The sequence below is a fragment of the Kitasatospora sp. NPDC101235 genome (genome assembly GCF_044767505.1).
Lineage (GTDB): Bacteria > Actinomycetota > Actinomycetes > Streptomycetales > Streptomycetaceae > Kitasatospora.
Genome location: NZ_JBIWNZ010000007.1, coordinates 26,720 through 42,100, shown reverse-complemented (window position 1 = coordinate 42,100; position 15,381 = coordinate 26,720). Strand labels below are relative to the sequence as shown.

Annotated in this window: 14 protein-coding genes and 1 pseudogene; 3 read left to right on the top strand and 12 right to left on the bottom strand. The window is 70.8% G+C overall.

The window, feature by feature from the left end; translation table 11 throughout:
- Positions 1-178: 178 nt before the first annotated feature.
- The 9 genes and pseudogenes from ACIRRH_RS13910 to arc all read right to left on the bottom strand — a co-directional run bounded on the left by ACIRRH_RS13910 (position 179) and on the right by arc (position 9,997).
- Positions 179-1,495 (bottom strand): FKBP-type peptidyl-prolyl cis-trans isomerase, encoded by a 1,317-nt coding sequence (locus tag ACIRRH_RS13910; RefSeq protein WP_403066336.1) that lies wholly within the window; start codon positions 1,493-1,495, stop codon positions 179-181.
- Between the two features lie 203 nt (positions 1,496-1,698).
- Positions 1,699-2,688, bottom strand: a complete 990-nt coding sequence (locus tag ACIRRH_RS13905) for an FKBP-type peptidyl-prolyl cis-trans isomerase (protein WP_403066334.1) — start codon at positions 2,686-2,688, stop codon at positions 1,699-1,701.
- A 140-nt stretch (positions 2,689-2,828) separates the two neighbouring features.
- The gene (gene pafA, locus ACIRRH_RS13900; protein ID WP_224281064.1) at positions 2,829-4,190 is read right to left on the bottom strand and encodes a Pup--protein ligase; all 1,362 of its coding nucleotides are present in this window, start codon (positions 4,188-4,190) and stop codon (positions 2,829-2,831) included.
- 118 nt (positions 4,191-4,308) lie between these two features.
- Positions 4,309-5,064: a proteasome subunit alpha gene (gene prcA, locus ACIRRH_RS13895; RefSeq protein ID WP_403066331.1), complete on the bottom strand. Its 756-nt coding sequence runs from the start codon at positions 5,062-5,064 to the stop codon at positions 4,309-4,311.
- Positions 5,065-5,095: 31 nt separating this feature from the next.
- A complete protein-coding gene (gene prcB / locus ACIRRH_RS13890) occupies positions 5,096-5,893 on the bottom strand; it encodes a proteasome subunit beta (RefSeq protein ID WP_403066821.1) in 798 nt (265 codons plus the stop codon).
- Positions 5,890-5,967, bottom strand: a pseudogene (locus ACIRRH_RS13885) (recombination endonuclease VII); the annotation flags it as partial. The pseudogene ACIRRH_RS13885 and the gene prcB, both read right to left, overlap by 4 nt.
- A 131-nt stretch (positions 5,968-6,098) precedes the next feature.
- Entirely contained in the window at positions 6,099-6,317 is a 219-nt protein-coding gene (locus ACIRRH_RS13880) for a ubiquitin-like protein Pup (protein WP_188299085.1), read from the bottom strand.
- 173 nt (positions 6,318-6,490) lie between these two features.
- Complete coding sequence (gene dop / locus ACIRRH_RS13875; protein WP_403066329.1) at positions 6,491-8,002, bottom strand: depupylase/deamidase Dop; 1,512 nt, start codon at positions 8,000-8,002, stop codon at positions 6,491-6,493.
- 228 nt (positions 8,003-8,230) lie between these two features.
- On the bottom strand, positions 8,231-9,997 hold the full coding sequence (gene arc, locus ACIRRH_RS13870) for a proteasome ATPase (protein ID WP_403066327.1): 1,767 nt from the start codon (positions 9,995-9,997) through the stop codon (positions 8,231-8,233).
- Between the two features lie 286 nt (positions 9,998-10,283).
- On the opposite strand from arc, the gene ACIRRH_RS13865 reads away from it, so the two are divergent.
- The gene (locus ACIRRH_RS13865) at positions 10,284-10,586 is read left to right on the top strand and encodes a ferredoxin (RefSeq protein WP_403066325.1); all 303 of its coding nucleotides are present in this window, start codon (positions 10,284-10,286) and stop codon (positions 10,584-10,586) included.
- Between the two features lie 8 nt (positions 10,587-10,594).
- Here ACIRRH_RS13865 and ACIRRH_RS13860 read toward each other — a convergent pair whose 3' ends face one another.
- The 3 genes from ACIRRH_RS13860 to ACIRRH_RS13850 form a co-directional block, all read right to left on the bottom strand.
- Positions 10,595-11,251 carry a hypothetical protein gene (locus ACIRRH_RS13860; protein WP_403066323.1) on the bottom strand — a complete coding sequence of 219 codons (657 nt, stop codon included), beginning with the start codon at positions 11,249-11,251 and terminating at the stop codon, positions 10,595-10,597.
- Between the two features lie 83 nt (positions 11,252-11,334).
- Positions 11,335-12,294 (bottom strand): tRNA (adenine-N1)-methyltransferase, encoded by a 960-nt coding sequence (locus tag ACIRRH_RS13855; RefSeq protein ID WP_403066321.1) that lies wholly within the window; start codon positions 12,292-12,294, stop codon positions 11,335-11,337.
- 46 nt (positions 12,295-12,340) lie between these two features.
- Entirely contained in the window at positions 12,341-13,558 is a 1,218-nt protein-coding gene (locus ACIRRH_RS13850) for a site-2 protease family protein (protein WP_403066819.1), read from the bottom strand.
- Positions 13,559-13,719: 161 nt separating this feature from the next.
- Between ACIRRH_RS13850 and ACIRRH_RS13845 the strand changes: the two genes are divergently transcribed.
- Together ACIRRH_RS13845 and ACIRRH_RS13840 are read left to right on the top strand one after the other, a co-directional pair.
- Positions 13,720-14,619 (top strand): RecB family exonuclease, encoded by a 900-nt coding sequence (locus ACIRRH_RS13845; RefSeq protein WP_224282027.1) that lies wholly within the window; start codon positions 13,720-13,722, stop codon positions 14,617-14,619.
- A complete protein-coding gene (locus tag ACIRRH_RS13840) occupies positions 14,620-15,291 on the top strand; it encodes a response regulator transcription factor (protein ID WP_188299078.1) in 672 nt (223 codons plus the stop codon). It abuts the gene before it with no gap.
- Positions 15,292-15,381: the final 90 nt, after the last annotated feature.

Here is a 15,381-nt window from a genome sequence, read left to right as displayed (position 1 = left end):
GTGGTGTTTCCCCCACACATCCGCTATTACACCCGGGGCTTAAACCCCCCCCCCCGGGGCGCCCCCCCCCCCCGCCCCCCCCCCCCCCCCCCGGCCCCCCCCCCCCCCCCCCCGTCCGGGTCCGGCCACGCGGCCCGACCCGAAGGTCACACGTCGACCATTGTCACCCGAAAGTGGATCAGCCCTGACCGGCGTCCAGAATGTCCACCACGAAGACCAGCGTCGCGTTGGCCGGGATGTCGCCCTGGCCCTTGTCGCCGTAGCCCAGCGCGGCGGGGATCACCAGCTCGACCCGGCTGCCGACGGTCTGGCCCTCCAGCCCCTGGTCCCAGCCCTGGATGACCTGGCCACCGCCGACCGGGAAGGTGAACGCCTGGCCCTTGCTGAGCGAGGAGTCGAAGACCTTGCCGTTCGAGAACAGCGCACCGGTGTACTGGACGACGACCTTCTCGCCCTTCTCCACCTTCGGCCCGTTGCCCTTGATCAGGACGTGCGACTTCAGCTCGGTCGGGTCCTTGGCCCCGGCCACCGGGGTGATCTCGGCCGGCTTCTTGCCGTTGTCCTTGACCTGCGGGAAGTCCGCCGGCGGCGGGGTGACGGTACCGCTCACCACGGCGTCGGGCGCGTTGGCGTTGCGGATGTCGATCACGAAGATCAGGTCGTCCTTGGGGCCGATCGACATGTCGGCCTTGCCCTGGGCGCCGAACGCGGCGGCCGGCGGGGCCACCACCAGCAGCCGGCTGCCGGCCTTCTTGCCGATCACGGCCTGGTCCAGGGCCGGGATCAGCGCGTCGGTGCCGGCCTGGAAGATCTGCGGCTTCCCGTTGGCGTCGTACGAGCTCGGGATGTCCTTGCCGGTGTTCCAGTCCTTGGCGGTGTAGTCCACCGAGGTCCAGGAGTTCTTCTCCACCTTGGCGCCGGTGCCCTCGGTGAGCACCTTGACCACGAAGGAGCCGTCGGAGGCCTCGCCCGGCACCTGGATCTCGGCCTTCTTGCCGAAGTCGCCGGCGACCGTCGGCAGCACCTTGGCGCTGTCCTTGATCGGCGGCACCGGGTCGGCGGTCGGCGTGGGCGGCGCGGTCTTGGCCGCGTCCGGCTTGGCGGCCGAGGCGCTGTCCTTGGAACCGTCCTTGTTCACCATGTAGAGGGTGATGCCGCTGCCGACCAGCAGCACGGCCAGCACGGTGCCGAGGATCACGCCCAGCCTGCCGACGCCGGGCGGGTTCTCGTCGTACCCGGCCTCGGAGGTGTCGGCCTTGCGCACGTTGGAGGCGAAGATCTGCGGGGCGTCGTCCGTCTTGGTCCCACCCGCGGCGCGCGGCGCGGCGCCGGGCTGCGCCCAGCCGGCCTGCTGCGCCAGGATCGCCGGGGGAACGACGATCGACTCTCCGTCGCCGCCGACCGGGCCGCCGGGGCGAGAGGCGGCCGGGTCACCCGCAGAGCTGTCGTTCGCCGCGGTGCCGGCCCCGCCCGGGCTCGGCGTCTTCTCAGTCATGACTCCCCATCCATCTCGCCACGAGGTCTTCCAGGTCTGCGCCCGGCGTGGGCACGCCGGCCTGCGGTCGCACCGCCCGCCCCGGACCTCGGCACCGGGCGGCGCCTGCCACAGTGCGTGGGCAGTATGACAGCTCAGGATGAGGGCGGACGCTTCGTTGTACGAGCGTCCGCCCAAGCGTACGGAATCCCGGGGGTGACTTCCTAGACCGCTTCGAGAATGTCGATCACGAAGACCAGGGTCGAGTTCGGCGGCACCGAGCCCTGCGCCTTGTCCTGGTAACCGAGCGCCGGCGGCACCACCAACAGGACACGGCTGCCGACGTTCTGCCCGACCAGGCCCTTGTCCCAGCCCTCGATCACACTGCCGGTGCCGATCTGCACCGCCTGCGCGCCGCCGTGCGTCCAGGAGGAGTCGAACTGCTGGCCGTTGGCCCACAGCACCCCGGTGTACTGCACCACCAGGGTCTGCCCGCTCTTGACCTGCTTGCCCTCGCCCTTGATCAGCACCGCCTGCTGGAGGTCGGCGGGAGGGGCCTGCCCGGCCGGGATCGTGATCGTCGCCGCCGCCTTGCCGTTGTCCTTGACCTGCGGCATCGTCGCGGGCGGCTCCGTCATGGTCCCGGTCAGGGTGGAGTCCGGCGGCAGGCTCCCCACGATGTCCAGCACGAACACCACGGTGTCGCCCTTGTTGACGCCCAGCTGGTTGGAGCCCTGCTCTCCGAAGGCTGCCGCCGGCGGGGCCACCACCAGCAGCCGGGTGCCCACCTTCTTGCCGATCACGCTCTGGTCCAGCGCCGGCACCAGCTGCCCGCTGCCGGCCTGGTAGAGCTGCGGCTTGCCGTTGGCGTCGTACGAGCTGGGCAGATCCTTGCCGGTGGTCCAGTCCTTGGCGGTGTAGTTGACCGTCGCCCAGTCGCCCTTGTTGACGGTCGCGCCGTCGCCTTCGCTGACCGTGTTCACCACGAACTGGCCGCTGGGCTGCTGGCCCTCGGGGATGGCGATGGTGGCCTTGCTGCCGAATCCGCCACCCGAAAGAGTGGGCATCGGCGACGCCTCGCCGACCGGCGCGGGCACCGTCGGGGCGGCGCTCGCCGGGGACGGCGTCGCCGGGCCGGCCGCCTTGGGGGAGCTGCTGCAGGCGACCGCGAGCAGCAGCGGCAGGGTGAGAAGCAAACCGGCGGTGCGGCGCACGGTGGTCCTAACTGTCGGTCGAAGTCGGCTCTCCTGACTCGACGGACAGCGTATGCCCGGCACGCGTCCGGCCCCGGTAGACACCACCGGGGCCGGCTCCAGCGTCTTGATCTTGGCGCCTCGATCACACCGCGTCGGGACTACATCCCCGCGATCAGCTTCTCCACCCGCTCGTCCACCGAACGGAACGGGTCCTTGCACAGCACCGTGCGCTGCGCCTGGTCGTTCAGCTTCAGGTGCACCCAGTCCACCGTGAAGTCCCGGCGCTGCTCCTGCGCCCGGCGGATGAAGTCCCCGCGCAGCCGGGCCCGGGTGGTCTGCGGCGGGATCGACTTGGCCTCGAAGGTCTTGAGGTCGGTGGTCACCCGCTGCGCCTGGCCCTTGCCCTGGAGCAGGTAGAACAGGCCGCGGCGGCGGTGGATGTCGTGGTACGCGAGGTCGATCTGGGCCACCCGCGGGTTGGACATGGTCATCTGGTGCTTCTCGCGGTAGCGCTCGATGAGCTTGTACTTCATGATCCAGTCGATCTCCTGGGCCACTCCGTCCAGCCGCTCGGTGCGGACGGCCTCCAGGGTGCGGCCCCACAGGTCGAGCACCCGGGCGACGGTCCCGGTGTTGATGCCCTTGCGGTCGGCGAACTCCAGGGCCTTGGTGTAGTACTCCTCCTGGATGTCCAGCGCGCTGGCCTCCCGGCCGTTGGCGAGCCGCACCTGGTGGGTGCCGGTGAGGTCGTGGCTGACCTCGCGGATCGCCCTGATCGGGTTCTCCAGGGTGAGGTCGCGCATCACCACGCCGGCCTCGATCAGCCGCAGCACCAGGTCGGTGGAGCCGACCTTGAGCAGTGTCGTGGTCTCGGACATGTTGGAGTCGCCGACGATCACGTGCAGCCGGCGGTAGCGCTCGGCGTCCGCGTGCGGCTCGTCCCGGGTGTTGATGATCGGGCGCGAGCGGGTGGTGGCGGAGCTGACGCCCTCCCAGATGTGCTCGGCCCGCTGGCTGACGCAGTACACCGCGCCGCGCGGGGTCTGGAGCACCTTGCCCGCGCCACAGATCAGCTGCCGGGTGACCAGGAACGGGATCAGCACGTCGGCCAGCCGGGAGAACTCGCCGTGCCGGGCCACCAGGTAGTTCTCGTGGCAGCCGTAGGAGTTGCCGGCCGAGTCGGTGTTGTTCTTGAAGAGGTAGACGTCCCCCGCGATGCCCTCCTCGTGCAGCCGCCGCTCGGCGTCCACCAGGAGTCCTTCGAGGATGCGCTCGCCGGCCTTGTCGTGCGTCACCAGTTCGACGACGTCGTCGCACTCGGGGGTGGCGTACTCGGGGTGGGAGCCGACGTCGAGGTAGAGGCGGGCGCCGTTGCGCAGGAAGACGTTGCTGCTGCGCCCCCAGGAGACGACCCGGCGGAACAGGTACCGCGCCACCTCGTCCGGCGACAGCCGTCGCTGCCCGCGAAACGTGCAGGTCACGCCGTACTCGTTCTCCAGCCCGAAAATCCGGCGGTCCATGAGCACTCCATTCCGTGTCGGAGCTGTCCGAAACCGCCTCCACGGCGACTGGGCCGCCGCAGGGGCACCGGAGTCCCGTACGGCGGAAGGGCCGCCGTACGGGACTCCGCAGGCACTGCTACACCGGCGTGCCGTCCGCCGGGTTCTCCTCGTCGTCCGCCTCGGCGGACTGGTCCCCGTCGAGCAGCCGGCCCAGCTGGTTGCCCAGGATCCGCTTGAACTTGCGCTGCTGGAACCGCTGGCGGTCGAGGACCGCGACCTCCAGTTGTTCCGGTGTGAGGCTGCGCGGGCTGCCGCCGTTGGGGTCGCGGGCGAGCGAGTCCACGGCGAGCTTCACCGCCTCGGTGAGGCTCATGCCGACCCGGTGGCGCTGGCCCAGGTAGTTGCCGATCGAGTCGGCGTTGCCGCCGACCACCACGTAGTTCTTCTCGTCCACGACCGAGCCGTCCGGCGTGAGCCGGTAGATCTGGTCGTTGTCGCTGGTGCGGCCGACCTCGGCCACGATCAGCTCGACCTCGTACGGCTTCTCGCCGACCGAGGAGAAGATGGTGCCCAGGGTCTGGGCGTACACGTTGGCCAGGCCCCGGGCCGTGACGTCGGCCCGGTCGTAGGAGTAGCCGCGCAGGTCGGCGTAGCGGACGCCGCCGATGCGCAGGTTCTCGAACTCGTTGTAGCGACCGACCGCCGCGAAGGCGATCTTGTCGTAGATCTCGGAGACCTTGTGGAGCGCCCTGGAGGTGTTCTCCGCGACGAAGACGATGCCGTCGGCGTAGGTGAGCACGACCACGCTGCGGCCGCGCGCGATGCCCTTGCGGGCGTACTCCGCGCGGTCCGCCATGGCCTGCTGGGGCGAGACGTAGAACGGTGTCGACACCGGCGGTCGTCCCTTTCCTGTGAGGTGGTGGCTAGATCAGCGGGGCCTGCGGGCCGTTGGGCCGGACCCGGCGCTCGTCGGTGACGGCGACGGCGACCTCCGTGACCTCCGCCTCGGTGAGCCGGCGGAAGCCGTCCTCGGTGATCAGCGAGACGATCGGGAAGATCTTGCGGGCGAGGTCCGGGCCGCCGGTGGCGGAGTCGTCGTCCGCCGCGTCGTACAGCGCCTGGACGACCATGGTGACGGCCTGGTCGGCCGTCAGGTCCTCGCGGTAGAGCTTCTTCATCGAGCCGCGCGCGAAGACCGAGCCCGAACCGGTCGCGGTGAAGCCGCGCTCCTCGGAGCGCCCGCCGGTGACGTCGTAGTTGAAGATCCGGCCGCGGCCGAGGTCCAGGTCGTAGCCGGCGAACAGCGGCACCACCGCGAGGCCCTGCATCGCCATGCCCAGGTTGCCCCGGATCATGGTGGTGAGCCGGTTGGCCTTGCCTTCCAGGGAGAGCGTGGTGCCCTCGATCTTCTCGTAGTGCTCCAGCTCCAGCTGGAACAGCCGGACCATCTCGATCGCGAGGCCCGCGGTGCCGGCGATGCCGACCGCGCTGAACTCGTCGGCCGGGAAGACCTTCTCCATGTCACGCTGGGCGATCACGTTGCCCATCGTCGCCCGGCGGTCACCCGCGATCACCACGCCGCCGTCGAAGACCGCGGCCACGATCGTGGTCCCGTGCGGGGCCTCGATCACGGCCCCCTCGGGCAGCCCGCGGCGGCCGGGGACCAGCTCCGGCTTGTGCTCGGCGAGGAAGTCGATGAACGAGGACGACCCCGGGGTCAGGAAGGCAGCCGGTAGACGCCCGGTGCCACGAGTGTTGGCTTCCACACGATTCCTTCCAGGTAGCTTGAAGCGCGCGCTGCCCGCACCCTACCCGCCCGTCGATCACTGTCCACGGGTGGAGGGGCCGGTGCCGGACGGCCGGACGGTGCTCGCCGCCCAGCCGCCCCGGATGGTCGCGACCGTGAATTCGGAATGCCGGGCCGGGCTATTGCCCGCCCTTCTGGACGAATCCGCGGACGAAATCCTCGGCGTTGGATTCGAGGACCTCGTCGATTTCGTCCAGCACCGCGTCGACGTCGTCGCTCAGCTTTTCCTGGCGCTCCTTGAGGTCGTCGGAATTCTGGCTTTCCGCGGCCTGCTCCTCGACCTCCTCGGAGGAACGGTTTGCCCGCTGCTGGCCGCCGCCGGTGTCCTTGCTCGCCATTTCCCTCACCCCGCTCGATTCGTCTGGCACGGTTCGGTCGCTGCTGCTGCACCGACCCTATACACAAGGTGCGACTGCCGCTCCCGGTTTGCCGGTGGCGCTTCCTGTCCAACACCCGCTGCCACCCCGGATGATTCCCATTCGGCGGACGTTCACCCGTGGTGATCGAAAAGTTACCCGCCGGACAGCACCCGGAGCAGGTCCTCGGCCGTGCGGCAGCGGTCCAGCAGTTCCTTGACGTGGTTGCGGGTGCCGCGCAGTGGCTCCAGGGTGGGCACGCGCTGCAACGAGTCCCGGCCGGGCAGGTCGAAGATCACCGAGTCCCAGGAGGCCGCCGCGACGTGGTCCGCGTACTGTTCCAGGCAGCGCCCGCGGAAGTACGCCCGGGTGTCCTCCGGGGGCTTGGTGACGGCCCGCTCGACCTCGTCCTCGGTGAGCAGCCGCTCGAACCGCCCACGGGCCACCAGACGGTTGTAGAGGCCCTTCTCGGGCCGTACGTCGCTGTACTGGAGGTCGACCAGGTGCAGCCGCGGGTTCTCCCACTCCAGGGCGTCCCGGCTGCGGTAGCCCTCCAGGATCTCCCGCTTGGCGATCCAGTCCAGCTGCCGGGACAGCGACATCGGGTCGCGCTCCAGTCGGCCCAGGACGTCCTCCCAGCGCGCCAGCACGTCCACCGTCTGCTCGTCCGCGTCGGTCCCGAAGCGGTCCTCGACGTACTTGCGGGCCAGTTCGAAGTACTCCAGCTGGAGCTGGACGGCGGTGAGCCGGCGCCCGTTGCGCAGGGTGATCAGGTGCTTGAGCGTCGGGTCGTGGGAGACCCGGTGCAGGGTGCGCACCGGTTGGTCGACGGCGAGGTCGGCGGCGATGAACGAGTCCTCGATCATCGACAGGACCAGCGCGGTGGTGCCCAGCTTCAGGTAGGTGGAGATCTCGGAGAGGTTGGCGTCCCCGATGATCACGTGCAGCCGGCGGTACTTCTCGGCGTCCGCGTGCGGCTCGTCGCGGGTGTTGATGATCGGGCGTTTCAGCGTCGTCTCCAGGCCCACCTCGACCTCGAAGTAGTCCGCCCGCTGGCTGATCTGGAAGCCGTGCGCCGAGCCGTCCTGGCCGATGCCGACCCGGCCGGCGCCGGTGACCACCTGGCGGGAGACGAAGAACGGGGTGAGGTGGCGGACGATGTCGGCGAACGGTGTCGCCCGCTTCATCAGGTAGTTCTCGTGGGTGCCGTAGGAGGCGCCCTTGTTGTCGGTGTTGTTCTTGTACAGGTGGATGTTCTGCCCGTTGGGCAGCTCCAGCGCGCGTTGCGCGGCGGCCGCCATGATCCGCTCGCCGGCCTTGTCCCAGAGCACGGCGTCGCGCGGGTTGGTCACCTCGGGCGAGCTGTACTCGGGGTGCGCGTGGTCCACGTAGAACCGGGCCCCGTTGGTGAGGATGACGTTGGCGAGGCCGATGTCCTCGTCGGTCAGCTGGCTGGCGTCCGCGACCTCGCGGGCCAGGTCGAACCCCCGTGCGTCGCGCAGCGGATTCTCCTCCTCGAAGTCCCAGCGGGCCCGCCGTGCCCGGTGCATCGCCGCCGCGTACGCGTTGACGATCTGGGACGAGGTGAGCATGGCGTTGGCGTTGGGGTGCCCGGGCACGGAGATCCCGTACTCGGTCTCGATGCCCATCACGCGCCGTACGGTCATGCGGCCCTCCTTGCCCGGTGCCCCACCCCCGACGGGCGGAGCACGCTGACGTACCGCCGAACAACACCGACGCCGGCCATCTGCCCGCGGACGGTGGGTCGAGCCTAGAACCCGGCGCCGACCGGCGGGCCCGGAGACGCGCCGTCCGGCTGCGGGGCCGCGAGGCGCCACAGCCGGACGGTGTGCGTACAGCTCCGGGGACCGCTGCCGGCCCGGACAACCGCGTGCTTACAGGTACTGCCCCGTGTTGGCGACAGTGTCGATCGAGCGGCCGGACTCGGCGCCCTGCTTGCCGGTGACCAGCGTGCGGATGAAGACGATCCGCTCGCCCTTCTTGCCGGAGATGCGGGCCCAGTCGTCCGGGTTGGTGGTGTTCGGGAGGTCCTCGTTCTCCTTGAACTCGTCCACGCAGGCGGCGAGCAGGTGGGAGACGCGCAGACCGCGCTGACCGTGGTCGAGGAAGTCCTTGATGGCCATCTTCTTCGCGCGGTCGACGATGTTCTGGATCATCGCACCGGAGTTGAAGTCCTTGAAGTACAGGACCTCCTTGTCACCGTTGGCGTAGGTGACCTCCAGGAAGCGGTTCTCCTCGGTCTCGGAGTACATCCGCTCCACCACCGACTGGATCATCGCGACCACCGTGGCCTCGACGGAGCCGTCGTGCTCCTTGAGGTCGTCCGGGTGGAACGGCAGCGAGTCCTTGAGGTACTTGGAGAAGATGTCCTTCGCGGCCTCGGCGTCCGGGCGCTCGATCTTGATCTTGACGTCCAGGCGGCCGGGCCGCAGGATCGCCGGGTCGATCATGTCCTCGCGGTTCGAGGCGCCGATGACGATGACGTTCTCCAGGCCCTCCACGCCGTCGATCTCGGCGAGCAGCTGCGGGACGATGGTGTTCTCCACGTCCGAGCTGACGCCGGAGCCGCGGGTGCGGAACAGCGACTCCATCTCGTCGAAGAAGACGATGACGGGCGTGCCCTCGCCCGCCTTCTCCCGGGCCCGCTGGAAGACCAGGCGGATCTGCCGCTCGGTCTCGCCCACGTACTTGTTGAGCAGCTCGGGGCCCTTGATGTTGAGGAAGTAGCTCTTCCCCTGGGGGCGGCCGGTGACCTCGGCGACCTTCTTCGCCAGCGAGTTGGCGACCGCCTTGGCGATCAGCGTCTTGCCGCAGCCGGGCGGGCCGTAGAGCAGCACGCCCTTGGGCGGGCGCAGCTCGTACTCCTTGAACAGGTCGGCGTGCAGGTAGGGCAGCTCGACCGCGTCGCGGATCTGCTCGATCTGGTTGCTCAGGCCGCCGATCTGACGGTAGTCGATGTCCGGGACCTCTTCGAGGACCAGCTCCTCGACCTCGGCCTTCGGCACGACCTCGAACACGTAGCCGGAGCGGGGCTCCAACAGCAGGGCGTCCCCGGCCCGGATGGTCAGCCCGCGCAGCGGCTCGGCGAGGCGCACCACGCGCTCCTCGTCGGTGTGCCCCAGGACCAGGGCGCGCTCGCCGTCCTCCAGGATCTCCTTGAGGGTGACGATCTCGCCGATGCTCTCGAAGGCCATCGCGTCCACGATGTTGAGGGCCTCGTTGAGCATCACTTCCTGGCCGCGCCGCACCTCGTCGAGGGCGACGTTGGGGCTGACGTTCACGCGGAGCTTGCGCCCACCGGTGAAGATGTCGGCGGTGCCGTCCTCGTTCGCGTCGAGGAAGGTGCCGAACCCGGCCGGGGGCTGTGCCAGCCGGTCCACTTCCTCCTTGAGGGCCACGATCTGGTCGCGGGCCTCGCGCAGGGTGGAGGCGAGCCGTTCGTTCTGGGCGGTCACGCCCGCCAGGTTGGTCTGGAGCTCGACGATCCGCTCTTCGAGGATCCTCGAAGAGCGCGGCGAGTCGGCGAGCTTGCGGCGCAGCACGGCGATCTCCTGCTCAAGGTACGAGACCTGAGCGGCCTCGTCGGAACCACGAGCGGGCCTGCCGGTGCTGCGGTTGTAGTCGTCATCGTGGGCTGCCACGGTCCTCACCTCCTCCGGGGAGCTGGACGCTTCCAGACCCTACCTGGGACCAGGGGTCCGTAAACCCCTAGATCAAGAAAGATGGAACGGGCGTGTCCGATCTTCGCCCCAGCGTGCTTCCCCTCTGCTAAGGGGGATACCCACCGCGCACGGCCCAAAGCGGGCCGGATGTATCGTCGAGCGAAGTGATATCCGATCGCGACCACAAGTCGAGGTCCGATCGTTGTACGAATGGCGGGATTGCTCCAGGAATAGGGGCGACCCGGGACAGAAACGGCAGGGGACCATGTCGGTGACCGAGCAGACCGCGGCGGCCGAGGAGCTGGAGGTGTGGATCGACCAGGATCTGTGCACCGGCGACGGCATCTGCGCGCAGTACGCACCCGAGGTCTTCGAACTCGACATCGACGGGCTGGCCTACGTGAAGGGGCCGGACGACGAGCTGCGCCAGCAGCCCGGGGAGACGGCCCCGGTACCGCTGACGATCCTTCAGGACGTGGTGGACTCGGCGAAGGAGTGCCCCGGCGACTGCATCCACGTGCGCCGGGTCGCCGACAGGGTCGAGGTGTACGGCCCGGACGCGGAGTAGTCGGTCCGTCACACGGCGGAGACCGGGGCGGCGGTCTGGGAGCGTTCCCAGCCGCCGCCCTTGTGCGTCCAGGTGAGGTCGAGTGAGATGTCGGGCCGGAACCGCGGCACGTCCTCGCTCGAATACCCCTGCGCGTGTCCGGTGACGGCGCCGTCCGAACGCACCGCGATCCGACTCACGGTGAGGTTCTCGCGCTCGGTGAGCAGGGTGGCCACCACCTCCGGGCGCTCGCCCGGGCCGAAGCCGAGCAGGAAGACGGCGTCCGGCGGGGTGCCGGTCTCGGTGGCGCAGTGCGCGGCAACCACCGTGCCGGGCCGCCCGTCGCCGAGCCGCGTGGGCACGCTGAGCGCCGTCTTGACCGGGAACGGGCCGCAGTCCAGCGGAAGTTGGGCCCGGGACGGATCAGGGGCGGCGCTCGCGGCGAGGGCCTTGGGGGTGGCGTGCGCGGGCACCGGGGTGCCGGTCGCCGGGGAGGCGGCGAGCGCGGCCCCCACCACCGCGCCGCAGCCGGCCAGGGCGACGACCCAGTGCCAGGGGGCGGTGCGCGCGTGCCCGGGCCCGGAGCGGCCCCGCGGTGTCTGCTGTCCAGCCGTCGCCGTCGTCCCGACCGCGGTCTCCACCAGGCGTCCCCTCCAGAGCTCCAGAAGCCAAGGCGTGTCGAGCATCGTCCCACACCGTGACCGGCGGGATGCGAAAGGGGTGGTACGAGCGATGTGCTCGTACCACCCCTTCTCGGTGGGTTCGGGGCTCAGCCCAGGTCGGGCTGCTCCGTCTCCGCGGCGCGGGCGGCCTTGCGGGCCGCGGCACGCTCCTGGAGCGTGGACTCGGGCGCCCCGCTGTCGTAGTCCTCGCCGTACGCGCCCTTGGCCGGGCGGCGGCGGCGCAGCGGCGGCTCCACGCCGTCCGCCAGGCGGCGGGCGGTGAGCAGGAAGCCGGTGTGGCCGATCATCCGGTGGTCCGGGCGGACGGCCAGGCCCTCCAGGTGCCAGGTGCGGACCATGGTCTCCCAGGCCTGCGGCTCGGTGAAGGTGCCGTGGTCGCGCAGCGCCTCGACGGTCTTGGACATCTGCGTGGTGGTGGCCACGTAGCAGCAGATGAGGCCGCCGGGGACGAGCGCCTCGGAGGCGACGTCCAGGCACTCCCAGGGAGCCAGCATGTCGAGGATGACGCGGTCGACGTCGGTCTCGACCAGGTTGTCCTGGAGGTCGCCGACGGTGAGCTTCCACGCCGGGTGCGGGCCGCCGAAGTAGCGCTCGACATTCCCCTGGGCGATGTCGGCGAAGTCCTGCCGGCGCTCGTAGGAGGCCAGCATGCCGTGCTCGCCGACGGCGCGCAGCAGGTACATGCTGAGCGCGCCCGATCCGACGCCGGCCTCGATCACGCGGGCGCCGGCGAAGATGTCGGCCATGGCCAGGATCTGCCCCGCGTCCTTGGGGTAGATCACGGCGGCACCGCGAGGCATGGACAGGACGTAGTCGGGGAGCAGGGGGCGCAGCGCGAGGTACGGAACGTTCCCCGTGGTGCGCACGACCGTGCCCTCGGGAGCGCCGATCAGCTCGTCGTGCGGGAACGCACCCTTGTGGGTGTGGAACTGGTTCCCGGCCTGGAGCGTGAACGTGTAGTGGCGACCCTTGGGATCGGTCAGCTGGACCTGGTCCCCGACCTGGAAGGGCCCGCGTCGGCGGGCGGCACCGGTCGGTTCGGACATGCGGCCAATCCTAAGGGAAGCGGACCGGCTCGCGGGACGCGGGTGATCAGCGGCCGGTGACGGCGGCGGTCAGCCGCTGCTCGATGTCGCTGAGCGAGGCGACGCCGTACACCCGGCCGTCCGGCTCGACCACCAGGTACTCCCCCGCCGGGGTGGACTGGACGGCCCGCAGCAGGTCCTCGCCGCCGAGGTCGGCACTCAGCCGCAGCCCGGGCTCCAGGTCACGGGCGAGCGGGCCGACGGCCACCCAGGGGCGGCGGTGCTCGGGCACCGACCGGACCGCGGACTCGCGCACGAGGGCGATCGGCTCGCCCCGGCCGTCCACCACGATCACCGCGCCGGCCTGGGCCTCGCGGGCGCGGCGCAGCGCCTCGCCGAGCGGGGTGTCGGCGGTGACCTCGACGGCCCGCCGGGCCAGCTCGCGCAGCAGCAGACCGGGCAGCGCCTCCTTGAGCCGGGCGTTGCGCAGGCTGCCGGTGGCGCCGTTCCAGATGATCGCGGCGAGCACCGCGGCCAGCACCGCGTCCACCAGGGTGTCGGTGGTGGTGCGCTCGACCCCGCGGGCGGCGCTCAGCAGCGGCAGGCCGATCAGCACGGCGACGGCCAGCCCGCGGCCGCCCCAGGCGGCGGCCACCGTGCCGGTCATCGGCTTGCCGCTGATCGCCCAGACGACCGCGCGCAGCATCCGGCCGCCGTCCAGCGGCAGGCCCGGCAGCAGGTTGAAGGCGGCGACCACCAGGTTGGAGACCATCAGGCCGGTGAGCAGCACCCCGGGCACGGTGGACAGCTCCACCGCCCGCACCGCGAGGTAGAACACGCCGCCGAGCAGCAGCGAGAGCAGCGGGCCGACGAAGGCCAGCCAGAACTCCCGCCAGGGGCTCTCCGCCTCGTTCTCGATCTCCGAGACGCCGCCGAAGAACTGGAGCTGGATCCGCCGTACCCCGAGCTTGTAGCGCAGCGCGACCAGGGTGTGGGCGAGCTCGTGCACCAGGACGGAGGCGTAGAAGGCGACCGCGAAGGAGAACGCGACCAGGTAGCGGGCGCCGCCGAGGTCGGGCAGCACCTCGCCCAGCTGTCCGCCGAACACCCAGGTGATCAGCGCGGCGATGACGAACCAGGAGGGAGTGACGTAGACGGGCACCCCGAAGGGCCGGCCCATCAGGAGGCCGCCGCGGTTCTCGGGCGGCGGCCCGGCCGGACGCCCGCCGTCGTCCTGCGGTGGCTGGTCGGAGGGTTGCTGCCCCCTGCTGTCGCTCACCGTGATCCCTTCGGTCGTCTCCCCCGTCGTGCCCCGGTGTGCCCACGCTACGTGATCGTGGCCCTCCGGCGCTGCGCGGCCCTCCTTCTGGCTTCATACCCGCTCACCCGCCGCCGTGGAAGCACCGTGGCAGCGGGATGACAGCAAAGGGCAATAGGGTCATAGCCATGCAGCACACCGAGACCAGCAGTGCCACCGGACGCCCGGCGGCACCCCCGACCGGGCTCTCCCCGTCCCGAGCGGGGGACTTCCTCACCTGTCCCCTGCTGTACCGGCTGCGGGTGATCGACCGGCTGCCCGAGCCGCCGAGCTCGGCGGCGACCCGGGGCACGCTGGTCCACGCGGTGCTGGAGCGGCTGTTCGACAGCCCGGCGGCCGAGCGGACCCCGGAGCGGGCGCTGGGCCTGCTGCGCCCGCAGTGGGAGCGGCTGCTGGGCGAGCGCCCGGAGCTGGGCTCGCTGTTCCCGGACGACCCGGACGGCGCGGCGCTCACCCGCTGGCTGGCGGACGCCGAGAAGCTGGTCGGCCAGTGGTTCCGGCTGGAGGACCCGACCCGGCTGCACCCGGTGGAGCGGGAGCTCTACGTGGAGACGGCCCTGGAGTCGGGGCTGCTGCTGCGCGGCTACATCGACCGGGTGGACGTCGCCCCGACCGGCGAGGTCCGGCTGGTGGACTACAAGACCGGCCGGGCGCCCTCGCGGGACTTCGAGGGCAAGGCGATGTTCCAGATGAAGTTCTACGCTTTGGTGGTGTGGCGCTGGAAGGGTGTGATCCCCAAGCGCCTTCAGCTGGTCTACCTCGGCGGCGGCGGGGACGTGGTCAGTTACGACCCGGACCAGGCGGACCTGCTCGCGGTGGAGCGCAAGCTCCAGGCGCTGTGGGAGCGGATCAGCCAGGCGGTGGCCACCGGGGACTTCCCGGCCACCCGCAACCGCCTCTGCGACTGGTGCGACCACCAGGCCAGCTGCCCGGAGTTCGGCGGCACTCCGCCGCCGTACCCGCTGCCGCTGGCCCGTACGTCGGATGAGAGCGATCCCACGGGGGATCCGATGAGCAAGGAGTCCTAGGTGACGATCCGAGTGCTGCTGGTCGACGACCAGCCGCTGCTGCGCACCGGTTTCCGGATGATCCTGGAAGCCGAGTCCGACCTCGTGGTGGTCGGCGAGGCCGGCGACGGCCAGCAGGCGCTGGACCAGGTGCGGGCGCTGCAGCCCGACGTGGTGCTGATGGACATCCGGATGCCCAGGATGGACGGCGTCGAGGCGACCCGCCGGATCGCCGGCCCCGGGCGGGACGGTCCGGCCAAGGTGCTGGTACTGACCACCTTCGACCTGGACGAGTACGTCGTGGAGGCGCTGCGCGCGGGCGCCAGCGGCTTCCTGCTGAAGGACGTCCCGGCCGAGGAGCTGGTGCAGGCGATCCGGGTGGTCGCGGACGGCGCGGCGATGCTGGCGCCGAGCATCACCCGCCGGCTGCTGGACATGTACGCCACCAAGCTGCCCTCGGGCGACGAGGCGCCGCCGCAGGCGCTGAGCGCGCTGACCGAGCGCGAGCTGGAGGTGCTGAAGCTGGTGGCGCGCGGGCTGTCGAACGCGGAGATCGCGGCCGAGCTCTTCGTCAGCGAGACCACCGTGAAGACCCACGTGGGCCATGTGCTGACCAAGCTCCAGCTGCGCGACCGGGTGCAGGCGGCGGTGTACGCCTACGAGAGCGGGCTGGTGCGCCCGGGCGCCCTGTAGGCGGCCGCAGCAGCCCGGTGGGGCCGCGGAAACGTCACGGCGGCCCGTCCGCTCCCCCGTACCGACGGGCGAAGCGGACGGGCCGCCGTC

Bases quoted from the DNA above. Each gene is read 5' to 3' on its own strand.
- ACIRRH_RS13865 (WP_403066325.1), top strand. From the start codon at position 10,284: ATGTCGGTGACCGAGCAGACCGCGGCGGCCGAGGAGCTGGAGGTGTGG.
- pafA (WP_224281064.1), bottom strand. From the start codon at position 4,190: ATGGACCGCCGGATTTTCGGGCTGGAGAACGAGTACGGCGTGACCTGC.
- dop (WP_403066329.1), bottom strand. From the start codon at position 8,002: ATGACCGTACGGCGCGTGATGGGCATCGAGACCGAGTACGGGATCTCC.
- ACIRRH_RS13910 (WP_403066336.1), bottom strand. From the start codon at position 1,495: ATGACTGAGAAGACGCCGAGCCCGGGCGGGGCCGGCACCGCGGCGAAC.
- ACIRRH_RS13860 (WP_403066323.1), bottom strand. From the start codon at position 11,251: ATGCTCGACACGCCTTGGCTTCTGGAGCTCTGGAGGGGACGCCTGGTG.
- ACIRRH_RS13855 (WP_403066321.1), bottom strand. From the start codon at position 12,294: ATGTCCGAACCGACCGGTGCCGCCCGCCGACGCGGGCCCTTCCAGGTC.
- ACIRRH_RS13845 (WP_224282027.1), top strand. From the start codon at position 13,720: ATGCAGCACACCGAGACCAGCAGTGCCACCGGACGCCCGGCGGCACCC.
- ACIRRH_RS13880 (WP_188299085.1), bottom strand. From the start codon at position 6,317: ATGGCGAGCAAGGACACCGGCGGCGGCCAGCAGCGGGCAAACCGTTCC.